Genomic DNA, 21,563 nt, shown 5'->3' with positions numbered 1-21,563 from the left:
TCCGCGACCCTTTCGACGGCGTCCGTCGGCGGCCCCGGTCGACCCAGAGGCCGGGCACCGTACGCGCCGATTCTCACGAGGAGATCCATGTTCATACCCGGGATGCGTCGGGGCGCTGTTGCCCTGACCGCGCTCGCGGTGGCCGCTTTCGGCGCGGTCGCCACCAGCCCTGAGCAAGCCGACGCGCGGCCGAAGCCGGTCGACGTCACCCTGCTCGCCCTCAACGACTTCCACGGCAACCTCGAACCGCCGAGCGGGTCCAGCGGCACCATCGCCGGGCAGACCGCGGGCGGCGTCGAGTTCCTGGCCACCCACCTTGCCGAGCTGCGCGCCGCCGCCAAGAAGAAGAACACCATCACCGTCGCCGCCGGTGACCTGATCGGCGCGTCCCCGCTGCTCTCGGCCGCGTTCCACGACGAGCCGACCATCGAGGCGCTGAGCATGGCCGGGCTGGACTACGCCAGCGTCGGCAACCACGAGTTCGACGAAGGCGCCGCCGAGCTGCTGCGAATCCAGAACGGCGGCTGCCACCCGGTGGACGGCTGCATCGACGGCACCCCGTACCGGGGGGCCGGCTTCCAGTACCTGTCCGCGAACGCCTTCAAGACCGCGACCGGCAAGCCGCTGATGGCGCCGTACGCGATCCACCAGGTGCAGGGCGTCAAGGTCGGCTTCATCGGCATGACCCTGGAGGGCACCCCGCAGATCGTCAGCCAGGAGGGCGTCGCCGGCCTCAGCTTCGCCGACGAGGCGGACACCGCCAACCGTTACGCTCGCGAGCTGCGCCGCAAGGGCGTGGAGGCGATCGTCGTGCTGCTGCACGAGGGCGGCGCCCAGGCGTCGACCGGCGGCATCAACGACTGCGTCGGCTTGGCCGGGCCCATCGTGGACATCACCAACCGGATGGACCCGTCGATCGACGTGGTGGTCAGCGGACACACCCACCAGGCGTACAACTGCGACATCAACGGCAAGTTGGTCACCAGCGCCAGCTCGTTCGGTCGCCTGATCACCGACATCGACCTCAAGATCGATCGTAGGAGCGGGGACGTCATCTCCGCCGCCGCGAACAACGTCGTGGTCACCCGCGACGTGGCCCCGGACCGGAGGCAGACCGCGCTGATCAACCGGTACAAGGAGGTGCTCGGCCCGGTCGCCGACCGGCAGGTCGGGGTGGCCGCCACCGCCCTCCCCACGACGCAGGAGAACCTGCTCGGCACCTGCTCAGCGCAGGTGCCCAACTCGTGCGGGGAGTCCCCGATCGGCAACCTGATCGCGGACGCCCAACTGGCCGCCACCGATGAGGAGCAGGGCGCGGTCGCCGCCCTCATGAACCCGGGCGGGGTGCGGGCCCCCCTGGATGCCGGCCCGGTCACCTACGGGGAGGCGTTCACGGTGCAGCCGTTCGCCAACAACCTGGTGACGCTGGACCTGACCGGCGCGCAGCTCTACTGCGTCCTGGAGCAGCAGTTCGTCACCGGCCGCACGTTGTACCCGTCGGCCACTCTGGGCTACGTGGTCGACCTGAACGGCACCAGCGCCACCGCGGCCGAGCCGTGCGCCGGCACCCGCGTGGTCCGGGGCAGTCTCACCATCGGCGGCACCGCCGTCGACACCGCCGCCACCTACCGGGTGACGGTGAACAACTTCCTGGCCGGCGGCGGCGACGGCTTCAGCGCCCTCACCGGCGGCACGAACCTGGTCACCGGCCAGATCGACCTGGACGCCTTCGTCGACCACCTGACCGCCCAGTCGCCGGTCTCCGCGCCGACGCTGGACCGGATCCGCACCACCGCCGAGGTCCCCGCCGCCTGACGGCCGACCCCGCGATCATCGGGCCCCGGAGCACCAGCTCCGGGGCCCGACCCGTCCGCGCCGCGCCTCGCGCTTGTCCGTGCCTCGCGCCCGCGCCCCGCCCCTGCGCTTGCCCGCCCGCGCCCTGCGCTTCCGGCGGGGCGGCGCGGGCATGTCACCGGCCGCGCGGGGTTTTCGAGGTCAGGCGGGGGCGGGCGCGGTGGTGGGCGACGCCGGGGCGGTCGCTGCGAGGCCGTCCTGCTCCCTGGTGAGCAGCCGGCGCAGGGAGAGCGCGACCAGCGAGGCGACCAGGCAGCCGCCGACCACGGTCGCCACCCAGACCATGCCGTTGGCGGCGCCGATGAGCGGGCCAGCGGTCACCGGGCCGATCACACCGCTGATTCCGAAGATCATCGAACTCATCGCGTTGTACCGACCGCGCAGCTCGTCGGTGGCGAGGGCGTTGGTCAGCGCGGGCATCACCGGGGAGAGCATCGTCTCGCCGAAGCCGAAGATCGCCGAGCAGAGCACCACGCACAGGGCGGCCAGCACGGCGTTCTCGCCACTGACCAGGCCGGCCGCGCCGAGAACCAGCCAAGCGGCGGCGAACACCGCTCCCACCACGGCCAACGCCCTGGTACGGCTGCGCCCCTCGATCCGGCGGATCACCAACAGTTGCGCGAGCACGATCATCACGGTGTTGGCCGCGAGCGCCCAGGCCACGACCCGGGGGTTCACCTCGGCCACCCGCACCGCGTACGCGGCGAAGCCCACCTCCACCTGCGCGTACCCGCAGGTGGTGAGGATCAGCCCGAAGATCACCAGCCGCCGGAACGGGCGGTCACGGAGCACCGTCAGGTAGCCGCCGGGCGATGGCTCGTCGACGCCCCGGCGTTTGCCGAGTCGGTGGCCCACGCCGGGCAGGGTGAGCAGGATGAGCGCCGGCATCAGGTAGGTCACCGCGTCCAGCAGGTAGATCGCCTGGAAGGTGCCGGGCCGGGCGGTGTCGACGATCGCGCCGGAGGTCATGCCACCGATGCCGATGCCGAGGTTGAGCAGGGCGAAGTTCAGCCCGAAGACCCGTTGCCGTTCATCGTCGTCGGTCAAAGACGCGAGGATGGTGTTCTGCCCGGACCAGATCGCCGAGCTGCCGATGGCGATCACCGTCATCACCAGCAGGGCCGATCCGGTCGAGTGGACCAGCGCCAGCGAGCCGGTGCCGATCGCCTCGATCACCAGGCAGGGCACCACCACCCGGCGGGCGCCGATTCGGTCGATCAGCGTCCCGCCCAGCGGCGACAGAGCCAGGGTGACCACGCCGTACCAGCCGATCACCAGCCCGGCACGGGTGTCGGTGAGCCCGCGTACGTCGGTCAGATAGATGAACAGGAACGGCAGGGTCAGACCCCGCCCGATCGCCGACAGCAGAGTGCCGAGGAGGATCCGGCGAGCTTCCGAACGGCGAGGCAGGGCACGACGCAGCATGCCGGCATTCTGTTCGGTGGGTCCGACGCCACGCGAACCCTTTTGACCATGCCTCGCGGTGACCGGGACCGTCGGGTGACCAATCCCACGTTGATCCACTCGGCTTGATCGCGGTCGGTCGGTGTCCGCCAGGTCTGCGATGCTGGCTCGATGACCGGCACCTGGCGACATCTGCCCGCTACCGCCCGCACCATCGCGGTGACCGCCACGACGGCCGTCGCCGCAGCCCAGGCACGCGACGATCGGGCGTACGACGAGGCGGTCAGCGGGCTCGCCGCGGACGAGCGTTCCGGTCTGGTGCTCGGCGCGGTGGTCCGGTTGTTGCTGGAGGAGAGCCACCCGGACGGGTTGACCGGCGACGACATCCGCCAGGTGTTGACCCACTGCGTACAGGAGTCGACGCGGTGGCGAACGGATGTCGACCCGCACGTGGTGCTCGTCCTGCTGGCCGGCGCGTTGGGGGTGTACGACCCCGAGGGCGACGAGTCACCACCGGACGCCGCGGCGCTGGCCCGACACGCCCCACTGCTGGTGGCCGACCTGTTGGCGGCGACCGGCGTGCCGCTGGACGACTACCTGGCCGCCGCGTTCGCGGAGATCGAGCGCACCGAGCGGCAGGACTGAGAACGAGCGCACTGAGCGGCAGCACTGAGCGGCAGGACTGAGCGGCCCGCGCCACGTCGAACGGCGTGGCGCGGGCGTGCGTCAGGCCGGGTCGGGGGTCCGCTGCGCCACGACCTCCAGGTACTCCGCCGGGATGCGGACCGTGGCGTCGGTGGCGCGGTTGTGCGTGCGAACCAACTCCACCAGATCGGCGTGCAGGTCCGGTCGGCGCTCCTCGGGCAGCGCCTCGAACGCCTTCAACGTCGGCCCGTAGTTGGCCCGGAAGAAGTCGGCGAACTCCTCCGGGGTGCCGAAGCGGAAGACGAACTCCCGGCGTACCGCCCGCAGGTTGCCCATGGCCGCGCCGAGCAACTCGCGGACGCGGTCCTCGTCGCCCCACTCCACCGGGGGGCGCAGCCCCGCCGGTGGCGGCACATGCCGACCCACCGTGCGGAAGAGGTCGCCGATGAAGCCCTGCGGCGTCCACGACGCCAGTGCCACCGTGCCGCCGGGCCGGCAGACCCGAATCAGCTCGGCCGCCGCCCGCTCCTGGTCCGGCGCGAACATCACGCCGACGACGGAGAGCACCGCGTCGAAGGACGCATCGGCGTACGCCAGGCGCTCGGCGTCGCCGGTCACGAACGTGACCGGAAGTCGTTCCGCTGCGGCGCGGGCCTGGCCGCGTTCCAACAGTTCGGGTACGTAGTCGACGCCGGTCACGACGCAGCCGCAGCGGGCGGCGGCGATGGCGGCGTTGCCGGACCCGGTCGCCACGTCGAGGACGCGGGCGCCGGCCGACAGATCGGCGGCGGTTACCAGAAGCTCGGAGATCGGGTGGATGAGCGCGGCGACCGCGCCGTAGTCACCGCTGGCCCACGTCACCTGCTGGCGTGCCTTCACGGCGATGAAATCGGGTGCGATGGTCATCGGTGGTCCCCCTCGGACAGTGTGGTGTGCCACTGACGTTAGGGGCGGCAGCACCCGAGGGGATCGGTAGAAACACCTATCTTGGCAGCTCAAGAGCCGATCAAAGGGCTGTCGCGATCGGCTCGGGACGCCAGATGTGCCGGAGGGCACATCCACGGATCGGATGTGCCCTCTTGCCTCTGGTCGGGGTGGCCGGATTCGAACCGACGACCTCTTCGTCCCGAACGAAGCGCGCTACCAAGCTGCGCCACACCCCGAGGCGTGCCGACAAATAGTAGCCCACCCGCCCCGATGGTCAAACTCGGTACCCCCGCCGCCCAGGCCAGCAGGCGGCGCAGCGGTCAGCGGGGGATGAGGGTGAGGATGCTGGCCTCCGGGGGGCAGGCGAAGCGGACCGGGGCGGTCGGGTGGGTGCCGAGGCCGGCGGAGACGTGCAGCCAGGAGTCCGAGCCGGGCCAGCGGTGCAGGCCGCGCGCCATCGAGCGGGGCAGGCCGCAGTTGGTCACCAGTGCCCCGAAGCCCGGTGCGCAGACCTGACCGCCGTGGGTGTGGCCGGCCAGCAGCAGCCCGAAGCCGTCCGCCGCCATCTGGTCGAGCACCCGGGGCTCGGGTGAGTGCGTCAGCGCGATGGAGAGGTCCGCCGAGGAGGACACCGCGCCGGCCACCGAGGGGTAGTCGTCCCGGTCGATGTGCGGGTCGTCCACGCCGATCAGGTCGAGCTGTCGGCCACCGGCCTTCAGCATGGTCCGGGCGTTGTTGAGGTCGGCCCAGCCGGCGCCGGTGAAGACCTGACGCAGCTCCTCGTAGGGCAGTTCGACGCCTTCGGTGTACTCGCGGTCGGGCAGGAAGTAGGTGAAGGGGTTCTTCAACACCGGCCCGGTGTAGTCGTTGGAGCCGAACACGAACGCGCCCGGGTAGTCCAGCAGCGGTTGCAGGGCCCGCAGCACCCCGGGCACCGCGCCCGGGTGCGCCATGTTGTCCCCGGTCACCACCACCAGGTCGGGGTCGAGGGCGGCCAGCGAGGCCACCCAGCGCTGCTTGCGCGCCTGGTCGGGCATCATGTGCAGGTCCGACAGGTGCAGCACGCGCAGCGGCTCGGCGTCGGCCGGGAGCACCGGCACGTCGTACCGCCGCAGGGTGAACATGTTGCGCTCGACGAGCGACGCGTACGCGAGCGTGGCCGCGCCGATCGTGGCGGTTCCGGCGGCGAGCCGGAATAGTGTGCGCTTTCGCATGGCGTTCAGGGTAGTTTGACCGTCCATGAGCACGCTGAAGGACCGCCTCACTGCCGACATGCGTTCCGCGCTCAAGGCGCGCGACGAGCTGACCACCTCCACGCTGCGGATGGCCCTGGCTGCCGTCGGCACCGCCGAGGTCGCCGGCAAGGCCAAGCGCGAGCTCACCGATGACGAGGTGCTCGCGGTGCTGACCAAGGAAGCCAAGAAGCGTCGGGAAGCGGCCACCGCCTTCGCCGACGCCGGCCGCGCCGAGCAGGCCGCCAAGGAGAGCGCCGAGGGTGAGGTGTTAGACCGCTACCTGCCCAAGCAGCTCTCGGACGCCGAGCTGACCGAGCTGGTGTCCGGGGCGCTCGCCGCGGGCGGCTTCACCGGCAAGGCCCAGATGGGCCCGGCGATGAAGGCGGCCCAGGCCGCGGTGGCGGGCCAGGCCGAGGGTGGCCGGGTGGCCGCCGAGGTACGCCGACAGCTCGGTCTCTGACCCAGCAGGATCAGCGACGCGGCCGGACTGGTTGTCCAGCCGCTCGCTGGTCCGGACAGACGAAACGGGCGGGCACCCGAGGAGGGTGCCCGCCCGCTCTGTCCTACTGGTCGGCTCAGCCGTTCGGACGCCCGTTGCCGGGTCGTCCGGGTTGGTTACCGGGTGGGCCGCCCGGTGTGCCGTCGGTGTTACCCGGCGTACCGCCGCCGCTGCTGACCTCGATGGTGACCACGCCACCCTTGATGGTGCGTCCGTCCGGGCTGGTGCCGGCCGCGTCGCCCGCCTTGCAGGAGGACGGCACCCTCGCGCTGGAGACGACCGGCTCGAAGCCGGCGCCCTTGATCCGGGACTTCGCCTGGTCCACCGAAACGCACTTCACGTCGGGGATGCTGCGCTGGTCACCCTCGGAGATCTTCTGGCCCGGCGGCTCGAACTGGATCCGCGGCTTACCCTTCATGGCGTCCCGCAGCGTCTCCCACACCGGCGGGTTGATGCCGTCCTTCTCCGCGTGCTTCATCTTCACGTTGGTCTGCGGCCAGTCCGGGTCGGCCATGATGCCGGCGACCGAGTACTGCTTGGTCATCGCGACCAGCGCGGCGGTCTTCTCCGAGTCGGTGGTGCCGGACTTGCCGGCCACCGGGTAGCCGACGTCGCCGCGGACGTTTCCGGCGGTCGCTCCCGCGCACCGGGAGGACGACGACTTGTCACCGACCGGGCATCGGGCCGCGTCCACCGCGGCACGGGCCACGTCGGTGCTGAACCGCTTCTCGCAGCGCGGGTTGGCGATGTCGAGCTTGTTGCCCTCCGGGTCGCGGATCTCCTGCACCGGGATCGGTTCGCAGTACTTGCCGTCCGCGGCCAGGGTGGCGTAGGCGTTGGCCAGATCCAGCGGGGTGGTCTGCGAGACGCCCAGGGTGAAGGCGCCCCACTGGTGCGCACCCTTCTCCAGGTCCAGGTCTTCCTGGGACCGGAAGTTGATGCCCAGCCGCTTGGCGGCCTTGACCACGTTCTCGGCGCCGACCTGCTGTTGGAGCGGCACGAAGTAGGTGTTCACCGAGCGGCCGAACGCGCTCCACATGTTGTGTACGCCGGCCATGCTCTCGGTCGAGTTGGTCGGGCAGTAGAAGCTGGTCCCCGGGCAGGCGGCCGGGCCAGGCCGGATGATGTATTCCGACCGGAACTGCTTGGGCGCGTTGATGGTGTGGCTGAGCGGGATGCCCTTTTCCAGCGCCGCGACGATGGTGAATATCTTGAACGTCGATCCGGCCTGGTAGCCGGTGATGCCGTCACCGCCGGTGAGCAGCGGGTTGACCGTCGCCGGGTAGTTGCCCCGGATCTTCTTCTTGCTCTTCGCGGGATCGCTGGAGATCTTGTTCTTCGGGTTCTTCGGGTCGTCGAGCTTGAACTGCCGGTTGACCGCGAGCGCCCGCACCCGGCCGGTGCCCGGCTCGACCACCGCGACCATGGCCGCTTCCTTGCTGTTCACGCTCTTGGCCTTACGGACCGCCTTGTCCGCGGCGCGCTGCGCCTGGATGTCGATCGAGGTCACGACGTTGTAGCCGCCGCTCTTCAGCCGGCGTTCCCGGTCGTACCTGGTCGAGCCGAACGTCTCCTGATCCATCCACCAGCGGTAGAAGTAGTCGCAGAAGAAGCCCCACTCGTTGACGTTGGCGGCGACGCAGCCGTTCGGGGTGCGCTTGTCCTTCACCACCAGTTCGGTCGCCTTGGCGGCGTCCGCCTCCTGCTGGGTGATGGCCTTGATGTCGACCATGTTCTGGATGACGTAGTCGCGCCGGTCCTTGGCGAGCGGGTAACCCGCCTCGGTGGTCGGGTCGTTCGTCGTCGGCGCCTTGACCATGCCGGCCAGCAACGCCGCTTCCTCGATCTTCAGCTTGCTCGGCGGCTTACCGAAGTAGACCTGGCTGGCGGCGTAGATGCCGTACGCGCCGTTGCCGAACGAGGCGAGGTTGAGGTAGCGGGTGAGGATCTCGTCCTTGGAGAATTCCTTGTCGACCTGGAGGGCCAGCCGCATCTCGCGGAGCTTGCGGGCGCTGGTGTCCTCGGTCGCCGCGACGACGTCCGCCGGGTGGGTGGCCGAGTAGGCGATGGCCAGCCGGACGTACTGCATGGTCAGCGTCGAGGCGCCCTGCCGGCCGGAGCCTTCGCTCTGGTTGTTGACGAACGCGCGGGCGACACCGTTGATGTCGACGCCGTTGTGCTTGTAGAAGTCATGGTCCTCGGCCGCGATGATGGCCTTCTGCATGGCCGGCGAGATGTCGGCGAGCTTCACGTCCCGTCGGTTCTCGTCGTACATCGTCGCGAGCGGTGTCTTGCCGTCCGAGGCCAGCAGGTAGCTGATCTGTGGCGCGCGGGCCACCGTCAGCTCCGTGGGCAGGGCCCCGAATGTCTCGGCGCCGGCCTTCGCGGCCAGGCCGGACATCGCTACCGCGGGGAAGGCCGCCGCAGCGACCACCACGCCGGCCAGCAGGCCACACACGAGTAGCGATGCGGCGTTGGTCAGCACATTGTGGTCACGTTTCCGCATCCAGGTCACCTCGACAGGGTACGCGAGTAGGGAACGAGGGGCGCTGGGGCGTTCTTTCCCCATTTCCTGCGCGCGCTGCCCTCGTTGTGCTAAACGCACGACCCCCGGTGCTTGGTTGCGTGTGACCTGGCGTGAGTCTCCTCCGATTCAGTGAGGCGGCGCAGCGTTATCGCTGACCTCGGCGGGGTAACCGGCAGTCGAAGGCCCGGGAAGCCGGGAGTGTCCGGAATGATGGATTTCGTCGACAACGTTGCGTAATCGGTCGACTACAGAGCATGATGGGGGCGGCGACAGCGCCACATGTCGTCCGCGCCGCCTTGGGGAAGGCAGGCCGGGCGATCGGGGGGAATTGCCGGCTGACGTGCATCGACGAGGTCGGTAGGTACTGCAAGGGGGGACGTGTACACATGGGCATGATCACTGACTGGCCGTCGCTGGCGGCATGTCAGAACGGGGACCCGGACGCGTTGTTCGTACAGGGCGCCGAACAGAACGTGGCGAAGCGGATCTGCCGGAGCTGCCCAGTTCGGTACGAGTGCCTGGCCGACGCGCTGGACAACCGGATCGAGTTCGGTGTGTGGGGCGGCATGACCGAACGCGAACGGCGGGCGCTACTGCGTCGTCACCCGCAGGTGACGAGCTGGCGCAAGATGTTCGAGGCCGCGATGAAGAAGAACAGCAAGGACAAGGCCGGCAAGGACAAGATTCTCGTCAGCGCGGCCAACTGACGCCGGTCAGAGCCGGCTGATCGCCGCGCCGATCGTCCGTAGCCCGTCGACGTCGTGCACGTCGGCGGGCTGCGCCGTGACCGAAACCGCCGGCACGGCCGGGAACGCCTCGGTGAAGCGCGCGGCGACCTGCTGCTCGCGTACCGCCTGGCGGGCCAGCGTCGCGTGTGCCCGCAGCACGTCGGCGGTGGCCTCATGCCCACCCAGCTCGGTCAGCCGCTCGGCGGCGACCCGGCTCTGCTCGGCGTCCAGCTCCGGGACCGCCGGGCGGTGCACACGGTTGAGCACCAGGCCGGCCAGCGGCATCCGCTCGTCCCGCAGCCGGCCCGCGAAGTAGGCGGCCTCCCGGACCGCGTCCGGCTCCGGCGTCGCGACCAGCAGAAAGGCCGTCTCCCGCGCCTGGAGGATGCGGTACGTCTGCTCGGCGCGCTGCCGAAAACCACCGAACATCGAATCCAGCGCCGCCACGAAGCCGGACAGGTCGGTGAGCAGCTGTGCGCCGAGGACCTTCTGCACCACCTTCGAGAACATTCCGAACGAGGCCGTGACCAGGCTGAACATGCTCCGGCCGCCGCTGCGCGCCGGGGCCAGCAGCAGGCGCAGCATCCGGCCGTCGAGGAAGCGGGAGAGTCGAGCCGGCGCGTCCAGGAAGTCGAGTGCCGAGCGGGACGGTGGCGTGTCCACCACGATCAGGTCCCATTCGCCCCGGGCGTGCAGCTGGCCCAGCTTCTCCATCGCCATGTATTCCTGTGTGCCGGCGAAGGTCGAGCTCATCGCCTGGTAGAACGGGTTCGCGAAGATCTCCGCGGCCTTCGTCGGGTCGGTGTGCTGCAACACCACGTCGTCGAAGGTGCGCTTCATGTCCAGCATCATGGCGTGCAACTCGCCACCGCTGCTCTCGACGTCGATGCCCTTGACCTGGCGAGGGGTGTTGTCCAGCTCGGTCAGGCCCAGCGACTGGGCCAGCCGGCGGGCCGGGTCGATGGTGAGCACCACCGTGCGCCGGCCGTGCTGCTCGGCGGCCCGTAGCGCCAGCGCCGCGGCCGTGGTCGTCTTTCCCACTCCGCCGGCACCGCAGCACACGATGATCCGCACGCCCGGGTCGGCGAGGATCTGGTCGACGTCCAGCTGCGGCGCCGCGTCTTCGGAAGGCACCAATCGAGCGTATCGGGCCGGTGGGTCCACGCGCCCGTGCTGCGCTCAGGTGTGAGTCATTCGGCGCGGACGAGGGCCTGGGCCAGCGTCGCGAGCCCTGCCCGGTCCACCCCGTCGGGCAGCAACGGCAGCTCGACCATCGGCAGCCCCAACTCCACCAGGTCGGCGCGGAGCGAATCCTCCAGTTCGCGCCGGATGAGCTGGTCACGTGCCTCGTCGTGCAGCCCGGCCACGATGTCCCGATCGGCCGGCAGCCCGGCGGCGACCAGCCCGCGCTTCAACTCCGCGGCGGTGACCGCCGGTCCGGCGGGCAGCGGGGGTCGGACGCCGTTGACGAGCACCTTTCCGACGCCGAAGCCGAGGGCGGTCAGGTCGGCGATCGCGTCGACCGTCTCCTGGATCGGCATCTCCTCCAGCAGCGTGACCACGTGCACCGCGGTCATCGGGGACCGCAGCAATGCGGCGACCCCCTCGCTCTGGGTCTTGATCGGGCCCACCTTGGCCAGCCGGGCGGTCTCCGCCGTCACGTTGAGGAACCGGCCGATTCGCCCGGTCGGCGGGGCGTCCAGCACCACCGCGTCGTACGCGCGCCGCTGCCCGGTGGTGCGGGTGGTGGCCTCCTTCACCTTGCCGGTGAGCAGGACGTCCCGCAGGCCGGGCGCGATGGTGGTGGCGAAGTCGATGGCGCCGAGCTTGCGTAGTGCCCGGCCGGCCGCGCCCAGTTTGTAGAACATGTCCAGGTACTCGAGCAGCGCCTCCTCGGCGTCCACCGCGAGTGCGCGCACCTCACCGCCGTCCGGCGCGTCGGCGAGGTGCCGCTCCTCGTAGGGCAGCGGGTCGATGCCGAACAGTTGGGCGATGCCCTGCCGACCTTCCACCTCGACCAGCAGGGTGCGCCGGCCACCGGCGGCGAGCGCGAGGGCCAGCGCCGCCGCCACGCTGGTCTTACCGGTGCCGCCCTTGCCGGTCACCACGTGGAGGCGGGCGGGCCATCCGGTACCGGCCGGGTCGATCGGGCGCTCAGCTGCACACACCCGTCGAGCCTATCCAGGCGTGGCGGTCAGGCGACCTCGCAGACCCACCAACCCGTCTTCTGCACCACAGTGAAGCGCAACTCCTGGTCGGCGACCTTCTCGTCGGCCGTGGTCATGGTGAGCCGGGTGGAGACGGTGGCCCGTTCGCCGGTCTGGTTGTCCACCTTCGGGGTGGTCCACCGGAAACGCGGGTTCTGGTAGGTGGAGGCGTACTTCTCCACCTCGGCCACCTTCGCGGCGATCTTGTCGTCGTCCCGGGAGGCGGCGCAGACCCGACTGGCCGCCTTGGTCGCGTCGCGATCCTTGTAGACCGCGGTGAGGAACTCGTCGACGGCGACCGCCGGCTCCTTGGCGCCCTCGCCGGTCTCGGCATCGCGCAGGGTCAGGAAGGCCACCACGCCGCCGCCCACGCAGAGCACCATGATCACGACCAGGGCGATCGCCGCGATCAGCAGGCCCCGCTTTTTCTTCGGCTCGGTCGTGCCCTGGTAGGGCGGGTAGGCCGGCGGGGGCGGGGGGATCGACGACGGGTTCGGGGTGCCCGGCTGGGTCGGTACGGCGGCCGAGGTGGGGCCGCCGGGCCCTTCTGGCTGCCCGACACCGGTGGGCGACCCGGGGAAGGCCGGCTGGCCGGTTGGCTGACCGGGGAAGGCCGGTGCGGTGGGGGCGGCGGGGAGCGCCGGCTGGGCAGGGGATGTGGGGAGGGCGAGCTGCCCGGGCGGCGGGGCGGGGGTTGGCTGGCTGGGGATGGCCGGCGCGCCGGGCTGACCGACGGGACCCGGGTGGGCCGGCGGGTGAGCGGGTGTGCCGGCCTGGTCGCCGCTGGGCGGGTGGGTCATGTCGTTCCCCCAGGGGTGCGGCGCCCGCCGCCACCCCTGGCGCCGAGCGTGATCGAGCGGGCGGCCGGGCGCTGCGCGACCGTCCGACCGGAAGGGTAGCGGTCGATGACCGGATCGGTTCGCCCCTGCCTGCCAGGCGGTCCAGCGATCCGGTGAGCGGTACCCGCGGCGGTTCTGGTGTCAGGCTCCCGACCTGCGGTGTGTCGCATATGTGACTGTTGGTGGCCTCTTGTGCGCGTCCTGTTGGCGGGACTGCGGCCACAGACCTACCTTCGTCCCGGTGCGGGGGTCGGAACGGACGAATGGGTCCGGGCCGGAAGCATGGTCCGAGAGGTACGACCGGAGGCAGTGCATGCGCGACGCGGACAACATCCCTCGCACCCAGTTCCCGACGAACGACCGGCCCCGCCGGCCCGGGTCCGTGGTCGAGGCCGGCGGGCAGGTCACCAACCAGCCGATCAACGAACGGTCGTACCGCCGGATGCCGGAGCAGGCGGAGACCACCCGGGTGCCGAGCCAGCCCGCCGAGCGGACCCGCGACGACGACGAGCCCGGCTTCGTGATCCACCTGCCGATCCGGGTGCCGAATCTGGCGGCGGCGACCGTGCTGGCCGGTCGGGTCGCGGTGTCCCTGGGCTTCCTGCCCGAGCTGGACGCCGGCGAGACCACCGTGTCCAACGCCGACGACCAGAACAACCGGCACCGGGTCTTCTGTGACCTGCTGCTGCCCGACCGGTCCCGCTGCCCCCAGGGGTACGAGCACGAAGGGCGCTGCGGGGAGCTGCCGGCAGCGTCGGAGCAGCGTCCCGTACCTCGTCCGGCCAGCGGACCGTAGGCTGTCCCTCGAACAATTCCGCACCGAGAGGGAGCCCTTCAGCGATGCAGAAGTGGGAATACTCCACGGTCCCGCTGCTGGTCCACGCGACCAAGCAGATCCTCGACAACTGGGGCGAGGACGGGTGGGAGCTCGTCGCCGTGGTCCCCGGCCCGAATCCGGACCAGCTGGTCGCCTACCTGAAGCGGCCCAAGGCGTGAGCAACGGTCCGCACGCGAAGCTCGCCGAGCTCGGTCTCGAACTGCCCGAGGTCGTGCCGCCGGTGGCCAGCTACGTCCCGGCCGTGCAGTCCGGGCAGCACGTGTACGTTTCCGGCCAGTTGCCGATGGCCGAGGGCAAGCTGTTGGCGACCGGCAAGGTCGGCGCCGGGATCTCCGCCGAGCAGGCGAAGGATCTGGCCCAGCGGTGCGCGCTCAACGCGCTGGCCGCGGTCGACTCGCTGGTCGGCCTGGAGAACGTGGTCAAGGTGGTCAAGGTGACCGGTTTCGTGGCCTCCGCGCCCGGCTTCACCGGTCAACCCGCCGTGATCAACGGCGCTTCCGACCTCTTCGGCACGGTCTTCGGGGAGGCCGGCCGCCACGCCCGCAGCGCGGTGGGCGTGGCCGAACTGCCCCTCGACGCCCCGGTCGAGATCGAACTGATCGTCGAGGTCGCCTGACGCGTCCCCATCGCCCCGCGATCTTGCACTTTCTGCTCGGACGAAAGCCCTGAACCGGGATGAATCAAGAGCCGCAAGTGCAAGATCGTGGGGTGTGGCGGGCGGGGTCGTACGATCGCAGCCATGAGCGGGCACGTGACGGGGGCGGTGGCGGCGCTTGCCGACGAGCTACCCCGCTGGGTTTCACTGCTGCGTGCGCCGAACCCGGGGCCGATGACCCTCGACGGCACCAACACCTGGGTGCTGCGCGCCCCGGCAGCCGAGTACGCCATCGTGGTCGACCCGGGGCCGGCCGACGAGGGGCACCTGACCCGGATCGCCGAGCACGGCCCGGTCGGGCTGATCCTGATCACCCACGGCCACCCCGACCACACCGAGGGCGCCGCCCGCCTGAGTGAGCTGCTCGGCGGCGTGCACGTGCTCGCCGTCGACCCGGCGCACACCATCGGCGGCGAGCCGCTGACCGAGCCGGGCGAGCACTTCGGCGGCTTCGGTCTGGACATCGGTCTGCTGCGGACGCCGGGGCACACCGCCGACTCGGTCTGCTTCCTGGTCGAACACGGCGACGAGCGGGTGGTGCTCACCGGTGACACCATCCTCGGCCGGGGCACCACCGTGGTCGCCCACCCCGACGGGCACCTCGGCGACTACCTGACGAGCCTGGAGCTGCTGTCCGCGTACCGGGGGATTCCGGCGCTGCCCGGGCACGGCCCGGCGCTGGCCGACTGCGCCGCCGCCGCCGACTTCTACCTCGCCCACCGCCGGGCGAGGCTCGACCAGGTCCGGGCGGCGGTCGCCGCCGGCGCCCACACCCCGGCCGACGTGGTGGCGGTGGTCTACGCCGACGTGGACCGCTCACTCTGGTGGGCGGCCGAATGGTCGGTCCGTGCCCAGCTGGAGTATCTGGGCGTCGACACCGGGGAATCCGCGCCCGGGGTCAGTGGGTTGGAGCACATGTGACCTGCCCCGTGTGTGGAACCGTTGCCGTTCCCGGCGCGCGGTTCTGCCACAACTGTGGTGCCGCGCTGCCGGCCGCCGCCACGTTGCCGGCGGCCGAGCGCCGGGTGGTCACCGTGCTCTTCGGTGACCTCTCCGAGTTCACCTCCTGGTCGGAGGACCTCGACCCGGAACGCGTCGGCGCGGTCACCGACCGGGTGCTGGCCGCCCTCGCCGGTGCGGTGAAGACGTTCGGCGGGCACGTCGACAAGCTGACCGGCGACGGCATCATGGCGGTCTTCGGCGCCCCGGTGGCGCACGAGGACGACGCCGAACGCGCCGTCCGGGCCGCCCTGTCCATGCAACGGGCCGTCCGCCGGGTGCTCGACGACGAACGGGGCGGCGGCGCGCCACTCGGGCTGCGGGTCGGGCTGAACACCGGCGACGTCATCGCCGGCATCCAGGCCGCGATTGAATACACGGTCATCGGCGACACGGTGAACACCGCGGCCCGGCTCGCCGACGCCGCCGCGGTCGGGGCCGTCTACGCCGGTGGACGCACCGCCGCGGCCACCAGGCACGTCTCCTCCTGGCGGGCGCTGCGCCCGCTGCGGCTCAAGGGCAAGCGGGACCCGGTCGAGGCGTACGAGCTGCTGGGTCTGCTGGACGCGCCGGGCACCCGCTCGGGGCTCGGCGACGAGGCGCCGTACGTCGGCCGGGAGACGGAGATCGGCCGGGTCGCCGGCCGGCTCGCCGAGGTGATCGACCAGGGCGACCCACGGGTGCTGCTGATGACCGCCGAGGCGGGCATCGGCAAGTCCCGGTTCGCCGCCGAGGTGGAACGCCTCGCCGCCGGGTACGACGTCGGTGCCGGCCGGTACGCGGCGCACACCGGGGCCCGGGTGCTCTCGGTGCGCTGTGCCGCGTTCGGGGAGCGGCGACGGCTCGCGCCCCTGGCCGACCTGGTGCGGGCCGCCGTCGGTCTGCCCAGCGATGCCTCCACAGCGCTGACCCGCCCGGCGGTGGAGGAGCGGCTGCGCCGGCTCGGGCAGCGACTCGCCCGCTCCGGTGCCCAGACCGCGCCGATCGCCACCGACCAGCTGCTCGCCCTGCTCGGCTACGCCGAACTCCCGGCGCACGGTGGCACCGACAGCGGCGAGTGGGGCGGATCGGGCACGCCGCCCGCGGACGCCGAGGTGGTGCCGAACGCGGTCGCCGACCTGCTCAGTGGGCTCGCCTCGGAGGCGCCGCTGGTGATCGTGGTGGACGACCTGCACGATGCCACCGCCGAGACGATCAGCGCCCTCGGGTTGACCCTGTCCAGGCTCACCGGCCCGGTGCTGGTGCTGTTGCTCGGCCGCCCCGAGTTGGTGCGTACCGCTGGCGTGTTGACCCGGGTCGCGGACGCCGAGGTGCACTCGCTGCCGCCGCTGCGCGGTGCCGACGCGGCCCGGCTGCTCACCAGTTACCTCGGCGGTGGCAAGTTGCCACAGGCCGACGCCGACCGGTTGCTCGCCACCGCGCAGGGCAATCCGTTCTACCTGGCTGAGCTGGTCACCCTGCTGATCGAGCGGGGAGCGCTCACCACCGAATCAGTGCGTGGTGTGGGTGCCGCGTCAGCGCGGGGTGCCGCGGTGGAGCGGTCCGGCTCCGGCGATCGGGAGCAGAGCGGGTCGGCCGGCTGGCGGCTGGTGCCGGGTTCGTTGGGCAGCCGACTGCTCTCCCGGGACCTCGCCGCCGTGCTGGCGGCCCGGATCGATGCGTTGCCGCCGGACGCCCGCTCGGTGCTGCGCGACGCGGCGGTCACCGGTGACACGGTGCCGACCGGCGCGCTGGAGGCGATGCGGGAGCAGCGGGCCGGGCGCGACGGCCGACCGTCGGCCGTGGTCGCCGTCGAACTCGACCGGGCGGTCGAGGAGTTGCTGCAACGCCGGATGCTGCACCGTTCGCGTACCGGCTACTCGTTCGCCACACCGCTGATGCGGGAGGCCGCGTACGCCGGGGTGAGCAAGGCCGAGTTGGCCGAGCGGCACGCCGCGCTGGCCCGCTGGGCGGCGCCGCCGGACGAGGCCACGTCCAGCACGGTGGGCGGGTTCACCGACGAGGCCCGGGACGACTTCGTGGCGACGCACGTCGAGCGGGCCGCCACGCTCGCCGACGCGGTGAAGCTGCGCCCGGACGCGCCAGCCCGGGCGGTGGTTCCGCTCGGCGTCGCCGCGCTCGGCCGGGCCGCCCGCCGGTCGCTCTCCGCCGGTGAGCCGGCGATGGCCGTCGAGTACGCCGAGCGCGCCACCGAACTGGCCCGCGACGGGGTGCCGGCAGCCGATCAGGTGGTGCACGCGCGGGCGTTGCTCCAGGTCGGCCGGGTCTCCGACGCGTTGGCGTACGCGGAGAAGATCGCCGCTAACGCGGGGGACGAGGCCACCCGGGTCAGCGCCCTGCTGCTGGCGGGGCAGGCCCAGGAGACCCTCGGCGATCAGGGTCGGGCGGTGACCGCCTGGCAGGAGGCGTTGCAGGTGGCCACCGAGGGTCGGTTGCCCACGCAGCGCGCCACGGCGATGCGCCGGCTCGGCATGGCCGACTTCGTGGCGGGTCGGCTGAGTCAGGCGAGCAGCCGGTTGGCGGCCGCGTACCAGGTCAGCCTCGGCGCGCAGGACCGGCGCGGGCAGGCGTGGTCGCTGCAGAACCTGGCCTGGGTGACCACCACCCGGGGTGACTTCGCTGGCACCGACGCGGTGCTCGGCCGGGCGGCTCGGCTCTTCGCCGAGCTGAAGGACCCGTACGGGCGGGCCTGGCTGCGCGGCACCACGGCGTTCGCCCGGCTGCTCGCGGGCCGACTGCGGGAGGCGTGCCGGATGGCGCAGGTGTTCCTGCCGTTCGGCGAGCGGGTCGGTGAGGCGTGGGCGGTGGGCACGTTGCGGGCGGTGGCGGCGTTCGCCACCGCCGAGCTTGGTGACCTGGCCGAGGCGGATCGGGAGGCCCGGCGGGCGTACCGGGAGTTCGCCGCCGCCTCCGACGACTGGGGGCGCGGGTTCGCCCTGGTGGTCCGGGCGGTGGTGGCGCGCGGGTTGGGCGAGCCGGAGCACGCGGCGGACCTGCTCACCGACGCCCTGGCGTACGCGGAGCGCACCTCGCATCCGCTGCTCACCGGAATGGCCGGGACGCTACGCGGCTTCGTCGCGTTGGACATGGGCGACTGCGAGACGGCCGAGCAGGTGGCCCGCTCGGTGCTGACCGCCGTGGAGCCGCACAACCCGCAGGCCCCGGCGCAGGTGGCGCCCCGGGTGTTGCTGGCGACGGCCCGTCTCGCCGCCGGCGACTCGGCGACCGCGGTCGGGCTGCTCGCCCCGGTGGCCACGGCCGCCGCGAACGCACCCTCGCTGCTCTTCTCCCGCCGCCAGACGATGGCTCAGTACGCGGCGGCGCTGCTCGCTCACGGTCAGCGGGAGCAGGCGTTGGACTGGGCCCGCCGGGCGGTCACCGCACCGGCCGAGGACGTGCGCAGCCAGGTGATCGCGGCGAGTGTGCTGGCCGAGGCGTTGGCCGCCTGCGGGCGCCCAGCGGAGGCGCTGTCCTGTGCGGAGGAGGCGGTCCGTCTGGCGTACGCGACCGAGCAGCGCAGCGAACGTGCCGCGGCCGACGCTCTCCGTACCCGCCTCGCCGCTCTGGTCTGACCCTCCGCTGCCCCTCCCCCACCTTCCGCTGTCGATCAAGAGGTTTGGGTCATAATCCGGGTCGCCGGTGACCGAAAGCTCTTGATCAACGCGACCCGGGGGCGGGGTGCAGGTTTTGTCGGTTCTGGGGATGTGGTGGTCGGGGTGAGCGGCTAGCGTGTCACCACCGCGTACGGGTCCACAGTGGTGACCGTCGCCGTGCCTGGGGAGGCCGTTCATGAAGCTGCCGCGATCCATCGCGGGCTGGACCATCGCGGTCTTCGGCGTGTTGGCGCTGGTGATGGGCGCGGTGGGGCTGCTCTGGCCGGAGGCGCAGCTACGCATGCTCGGGTTCGAGGTGCCGGAGACTCGGGCCGTCGGTGACCACACCGGGACGTTCCTGCTGGCGTCCTCGATGGCGGCCTTCAACATGGGCGTCTACTACCTGCTCGCCACGGTGACCGAGTGGCGGGCGTTCTACCGCTTCACCGTGGTCTTCCGACTGGTCACGTTCACCGTGTTCACCATCGCGGTGCTGGCCGACATCGCTCCCGACCGGTTTTTCGGGGTGGCGGCGTGGGAAGGGCTGGGTGCCGTGGCCACCGCCATCGGTCTGCGTCTGGATGCCCGCCGGGGCATGGCGGCCGGCGGGGTCGGATCGTCCGAGGGTGCCGGGACGGCTGCGGTCGCCGAGGAGGGTACCGGTCCCGCCGGTGCGGCTCCGGCGGACGCGGTGCGCTGAGCCATCGGTCGGGTTGGGTATTTTCGAGCGGTGACCGACACCCCGACCGGCGGCGTACCAGTGCCGATCGTGCCCGGTCTGACTGATTTGCGGGTCTTTGCCCGTGGCGGGTACGCGACCGTCTACCAGGCCACCCAGATCTCCGTGGGGCGCGAGGTCGCCGTCAAGGTGGAGAACCGGACGCTGGACAGCGAGCGGGATCAGGCCCGCTTCCTGCGCGAGGCACGGGCGGCCGGCCGGATGTCGTCCCACCCGCACGTGGTGGACCTCTTCGACGTCGGGGTCACTGTCGATCAGCACCCCTACCTGATCATGGAGCTCTGCGACGGCTCGTACGCCGAACGGATGCGCACCTCGCCGCTGGGCCCGGTGGAGGCCCGCGACCTGGGCATCAAGATCGCGGACGCGCTGGCGCACTCGCACGCCGCCGGGGTGCTGCACCGGGACGTGAAACCGGCCAACATCCTCTACTCGCCCTTCAACTCGGCGGTGCTCGCCGACTTCGGGCTCGCCGTCCTCGCCGAGCACCGGGACGCCTCGGTCACCCTGGAGGTGCTCACCCCGGCGTACGCGCCGCCGGAGATGTTCAGCCACAGCCCGCCGTCGCCGGCCGTCGACGTGTACGCGCTCTGCGCCACCCTCTACGCCGTGATGCACGGCCGGCCACCGCGCTGGCAGTCCGAGCGCAACCCGAGCCTGGTCACCGTGCTGGAGATGTTCAACCAGCCGCTTCCGGCCCTGCCCGGCGTGCCGGACGAGCTGATCGACGTGCTGCGCGCCGGCATGGCCAACGACCCGGCCGAGCGCCCCTCCGCTCTGGAGTTGCACGACCTGCTCACCAACCTGCCACTGGGCTCGCCGGCGGCACCGGTGAGCGGCGCTCCGGTCAGCGGTGGCGCGACGCTCTCCGGCCCGTACGCAGCCAGCAGGCCGGTGCCCCGGCCGCCCATCGAGGACACTCAGCGAGCGGTGGTCCCCAGCGGTCGGCGTTGGCGGCGCTGGCTCTTCGGCGGCGCCGGGGTGCTCGCGCTCGCCGCCTCCGCGACCGCCGGGGCCTGGGTCGCCGACCGGGCGCCACCACCCGCCCCGTACCCGTCGGCCACCCAGATCGCCGCACCGGCGACCGGGCCGCTGCCCGGCTGCGCGACCGGCACCGGTGGGCCCACGGCGCTGCCCGAGGGTGCCCGATGCCTGCCCGAGCTGGAATGCTTCGGCCCGATGCGGATCCGCGGCAGCCGCGCCGAGGCGGCTCGACTGTCCTGCGCCGGCCGACACACCTGGGAGACGTACGCCGAGGGCATCCTGCCGGTGTCGCTGGTCGGTGCCGACTACGACGAGGTGGCCGCCGCTGAACCGGTGCGGCAGGTGTGCAGCCTCACCACGTTCCGCTTGACCACCGGGATCGCCGAGGCGACCGGCTGGCACCTGGAGGTGCTACCGCCGGTCGAGGGCAGCATCGACCGGACCTACCGGTGTTTGGCCGGACGCGGCGTGGACGCGCTCACCGCGCCGACGCTCACCGGCCGCTGAGCCCGTTCGACCCGCGTCGACGATCACGCACCGCACGCAACGCGTCCCGGCTGTCCAGGGCGTCGAGGGTGTCCGCGTCAATCCCGTACGGCATCAGCTCGGGCGGCCCGAGGGCTGCCGACCGGTCCGCCGGCTCCGGATCGTCGACCTGACGCGCGGCGGAGACGGCGACACCGGTAATCATGGTCATCAACACGCAGAGCAGCGCAAGGACCACGCCGAGTAGATCCTGTCGGCGCCACACGACCAGCATGACCAGCGGCGCAAGGGCTCCCAGCGCCGCGAGCACCGCCACCGTGCGCGCATCGGGTCTGGACAATCGGCTCACCCGTCCAGCATGTCGTGACGAGGCCGGCTGTCAACCGCTGAGCCGGCCGCCGCGC

18 protein-coding genes, 1 tRNA gene and 1 pseudogene are annotated in these 21,563 nt (G+C 71.8%); 11 read left to right on the top strand and 9 right to left on the bottom strand.

What is annotated here, in order from left to right:
* The first annotated feature begins 87 nt into the window (after window positions 1-87).
* Window positions 88-1,815, top strand: coding sequence for a bifunctional metallophosphatase/5'-nucleotidase (locus tag AC5L30_RS13765; RefSeq protein WP_494867590.1), 1,728 nt, complete (start codon window positions 88-90; stop codon window positions 1,813-1,815).
* Between the two features lie 180 nt (window positions 1,816-1,995).
* Here the strand turns inward: AC5L30_RS13765 and AC5L30_RS13760 are convergent, their stop codons facing one another.
* Complete coding sequence (locus tag AC5L30_RS13760; protein ID WP_494867588.1) at window positions 1,996-3,279, bottom strand: MFS transporter; 1,284 nt, start codon at window positions 3,277-3,279, stop codon at window positions 1,996-1,998.
* Window positions 3,280-3,429: 150 nt separating this feature from the next.
* Here AC5L30_RS13760 and AC5L30_RS13755 point away from each other — a divergent pair, with 150 nt between their 5' ends.
* A complete protein-coding gene (locus tag AC5L30_RS13755; protein ID WP_494867587.1) occupies window positions 3,430-3,903 on the top strand; it encodes a hypothetical protein in 474 nt (157 codons plus the stop codon).
* 81 nt (window positions 3,904-3,984) lie between these two features.
* On the opposite strand, the gene AC5L30_RS13750 is transcribed toward AC5L30_RS13755, so the two are convergent.
* From AC5L30_RS13750 to AC5L30_RS13740, 3 genes are all read right to left on the bottom strand, one after another.
* Complete coding sequence (locus AC5L30_RS13750) at window positions 3,985-4,809, bottom strand: class I SAM-dependent methyltransferase (protein WP_494867586.1); 825 nt, start codon at window positions 4,807-4,809, stop codon at window positions 3,985-3,987.
* 180 nt (window positions 4,810-4,989) lie between these two features.
* A tRNA-Pro gene (locus tag AC5L30_RS13745) sits at window positions 4,990-5,066 on the bottom strand.
* An 84-nt stretch (window positions 5,067-5,150) separates the two neighbouring features.
* On the bottom strand, window positions 5,151-6,044 hold the full coding sequence (locus AC5L30_RS13740) for a metallophosphoesterase (RefSeq protein WP_494867584.1): 894 nt from the start codon (window positions 6,042-6,044) through the stop codon (window positions 5,151-5,153).
* A 25-nt stretch (window positions 6,045-6,069) separates the two neighbouring features.
* Here AC5L30_RS13740 and AC5L30_RS13735 point away from each other — a divergent pair, with 25 nt between their 5' ends.
* Entirely contained in the window at window positions 6,070-6,525 is a 456-nt protein-coding gene (locus AC5L30_RS13735) for a GatB/YqeY domain-containing protein (RefSeq protein WP_030328082.1), read from the top strand.
* Window positions 6,526-6,640: 115 nt separating this feature from the next.
* Here the strand turns inward: AC5L30_RS13735 and AC5L30_RS13730 are convergent, their stop codons facing one another.
* Window positions 6,641-9,070: a penicillin-binding protein gene (locus tag AC5L30_RS13730; protein WP_494867583.1), complete on the bottom strand. Its 2,430-nt coding sequence runs from the start codon at window positions 9,068-9,070 to the stop codon at window positions 6,641-6,643.
* A gap of 407 nt (window positions 9,071-9,477) precedes the next feature.
* Between AC5L30_RS13730 and AC5L30_RS13725 the strand changes: the two genes are divergently transcribed.
* Window positions 9,478-9,798: a WhiB family transcriptional regulator gene (locus tag AC5L30_RS13725; RefSeq protein ID WP_030328078.1), complete on the top strand. Its 321-nt coding sequence runs from the start codon at window positions 9,478-9,480 to the stop codon at window positions 9,796-9,798.
* Window positions 9,799-9,804: 6 nt separating this feature from the next.
* Here the strand turns inward: AC5L30_RS13725 and bagB are convergent, their stop codons facing one another.
* From bagB to AC5L30_RS13710, 3 genes and pseudogenes are all read right to left on the bottom strand, one after another.
* Complete coding sequence (bagB, locus tag AC5L30_RS13720; RefSeq protein ID WP_494867581.1) at window positions 9,805-10,956, bottom strand: ATPase BagB; 1,152 nt, start codon at window positions 10,954-10,956, stop codon at window positions 9,805-9,807.
* 53 nt (window positions 10,957-11,009) lie between these two features.
* Window positions 11,010-11,987: an ATPase BagA gene (bagA, locus tag AC5L30_RS13715; RefSeq protein WP_494867579.1), complete on the bottom strand. Its 978-nt coding sequence runs from the start codon at window positions 11,985-11,987 to the stop codon at window positions 11,010-11,012.
* 26 nt (window positions 11,988-12,013) lie between these two features.
* Window positions 12,014-12,601 (bottom strand): annotated as a pseudogene (locus AC5L30_RS13710) (Rv0361 family membrane protein); the annotation flags it as partial.
* 577 nt (window positions 12,602-13,178) lie between these two features.
* On the opposite strand from AC5L30_RS13710, the gene AC5L30_RS13705 reads away from it, so the two are divergent.
* The 7 genes from AC5L30_RS13705 to AC5L30_RS13675 all read left to right on the top strand — a co-directional run bounded on the left by AC5L30_RS13705 (window position 13,179) and on the right by AC5L30_RS13675 (window position 21,180).
* Window positions 13,179-13,661 carry a hypothetical protein gene (locus AC5L30_RS13705; protein ID WP_494867578.1) on the top strand — a complete coding sequence of 161 codons (483 nt, stop codon included), beginning with the start codon at window positions 13,179-13,181 and terminating at the stop codon, window positions 13,659-13,661.
* A 44-nt stretch (window positions 13,662-13,705) separates the two neighbouring features.
* Window positions 13,706-13,861, top strand: a complete 156-nt coding sequence (gene sp36 / locus AC5L30_RS13700) for a Sp36 family protein (protein WP_007466198.1) — start codon at window positions 13,706-13,708, stop codon at window positions 13,859-13,861.
* A complete protein-coding gene (locus AC5L30_RS13695; protein WP_145789716.1) occupies window positions 13,858-14,319 on the top strand; it encodes a RidA family protein in 462 nt (153 codons plus the stop codon). The genes sp36 and AC5L30_RS13695 overlap by 4 nt, the downstream gene beginning before the upstream one ends.
* Before the next feature lie 123 nt (window positions 14,320-14,442).
* Window positions 14,443-15,279 carry an MBL fold metallo-hydrolase gene (locus AC5L30_RS13690; RefSeq protein ID WP_494867577.1) on the top strand — a complete coding sequence of 279 codons (837 nt, stop codon included), beginning with the start codon at window positions 14,443-14,445 and terminating at the stop codon, window positions 15,277-15,279.
* Window positions 15,276-18,929: an adenylate/guanylate cyclase domain-containing protein gene (locus tag AC5L30_RS13685; RefSeq protein ID WP_494867576.1), complete on the top strand. Its 3,654-nt coding sequence runs from the start codon at window positions 15,276-15,278 to the stop codon at window positions 18,927-18,929. The genes AC5L30_RS13690 and AC5L30_RS13685 overlap by 4 nt, the downstream gene beginning before the upstream one ends.
* A 217-nt stretch (window positions 18,930-19,146) precedes the next feature.
* Window positions 19,147-19,650 (top strand): hypothetical protein, encoded by a 504-nt coding sequence (locus AC5L30_RS13680; protein ID WP_494867575.1) that lies wholly within the window; start codon window positions 19,147-19,149, stop codon window positions 19,648-19,650.
* A gap of 30 nt (window positions 19,651-19,680) precedes the next feature.
* Complete coding sequence (locus AC5L30_RS13675; RefSeq protein ID WP_494867574.1) at window positions 19,681-21,180, top strand: serine/threonine-protein kinase; 1,500 nt, start codon at window positions 19,681-19,683, stop codon at window positions 21,178-21,180.
* Here the strand turns inward: AC5L30_RS13675 and AC5L30_RS13670 are convergent.
* Window positions 21,167-21,508 carry a hypothetical protein gene (locus AC5L30_RS13670; RefSeq protein WP_494867572.1) on the bottom strand — a complete coding sequence of 114 codons (342 nt, stop codon included), beginning with the start codon at window positions 21,506-21,508 and terminating at the stop codon, window positions 21,167-21,169. The genes AC5L30_RS13675 and AC5L30_RS13670 overlap by 14 nt on opposite strands.
* Between the last annotated feature and the right edge of the window lie 55 nt (window positions 21,509-21,563).

Source organism: Micromonospora sp. BQ32, assembly GCF_059358895.1.
Note: the sequence above shows the minus strand (reverse complement) of the source record. Positions and strands in the feature narration are given on the sequence as shown.

Excerpts from the sequence above, each read along its gene's own strand:
- AC5L30_RS13765 (WP_494867590.1), top strand. The coding sequence starts at position 88 with ATGTTCATACCCGGGATGCGTCGGGGCGCTGTTGCCCTGACCGCGCTC.
- AC5L30_RS13760 (WP_494867588.1), bottom strand. The coding sequence starts at position 3,279 with ATGCTGCGTCGTGCCCTGCCTCGCCGTTCGGAAGCTCGCCGGATCCTC.
- AC5L30_RS13755 (WP_494867587.1), top strand. The coding sequence starts at position 3,430 with ATGACCGGCACCTGGCGACATCTGCCCGCTACCGCCCGCACCATCGCG.
- AC5L30_RS13750 (WP_494867586.1), bottom strand. The coding sequence starts at position 4,809 with ATGACCATCGCACCCGATTTCATCGCCGTGAAGGCACGCCAGCAGGTG.
- AC5L30_RS13740 (WP_494867584.1), bottom strand. The coding sequence starts at position 6,044 with ATGCGAAAGCGCACACTATTCCGGCTCGCCGCCGGAACCGCCACGATC.
- AC5L30_RS13735 (WP_030328082.1), top strand. The coding sequence starts at position 6,070 with ATGAGCACGCTGAAGGACCGCCTCACTGCCGACATGCGTTCCGCGCTC.
- AC5L30_RS13730 (WP_494867583.1), bottom strand. The coding sequence starts at position 9,070 with ATGCGGAAACGTGACCACAATGTGCTGACCAACGCCGCATCGCTACTC.
- AC5L30_RS13725 (WP_030328078.1), top strand. The coding sequence starts at position 9,478 with ATGGGCATGATCACTGACTGGCCGTCGCTGGCGGCATGTCAGAACGGG.
- AC5L30_RS13705 (WP_494867578.1), top strand. The coding sequence starts at position 13,179 with ATGCGCGACGCGGACAACATCCCTCGCACCCAGTTCCCGACGAACGAC.
- sp36 (WP_007466198.1), top strand. The coding sequence starts at position 13,706 with ATGCAGAAGTGGGAATACTCCACGGTCCCGCTGCTGGTCCACGCGACC.
- AC5L30_RS13690 (WP_494867577.1), top strand. The coding sequence starts at position 14,443 with ATGAGCGGGCACGTGACGGGGGCGGTGGCGGCGCTTGCCGACGAGCTA.
- AC5L30_RS13680 (WP_494867575.1), top strand. The coding sequence starts at position 19,147 with ATGAAGCTGCCGCGATCCATCGCGGGCTGGACCATCGCGGTCTTCGGC.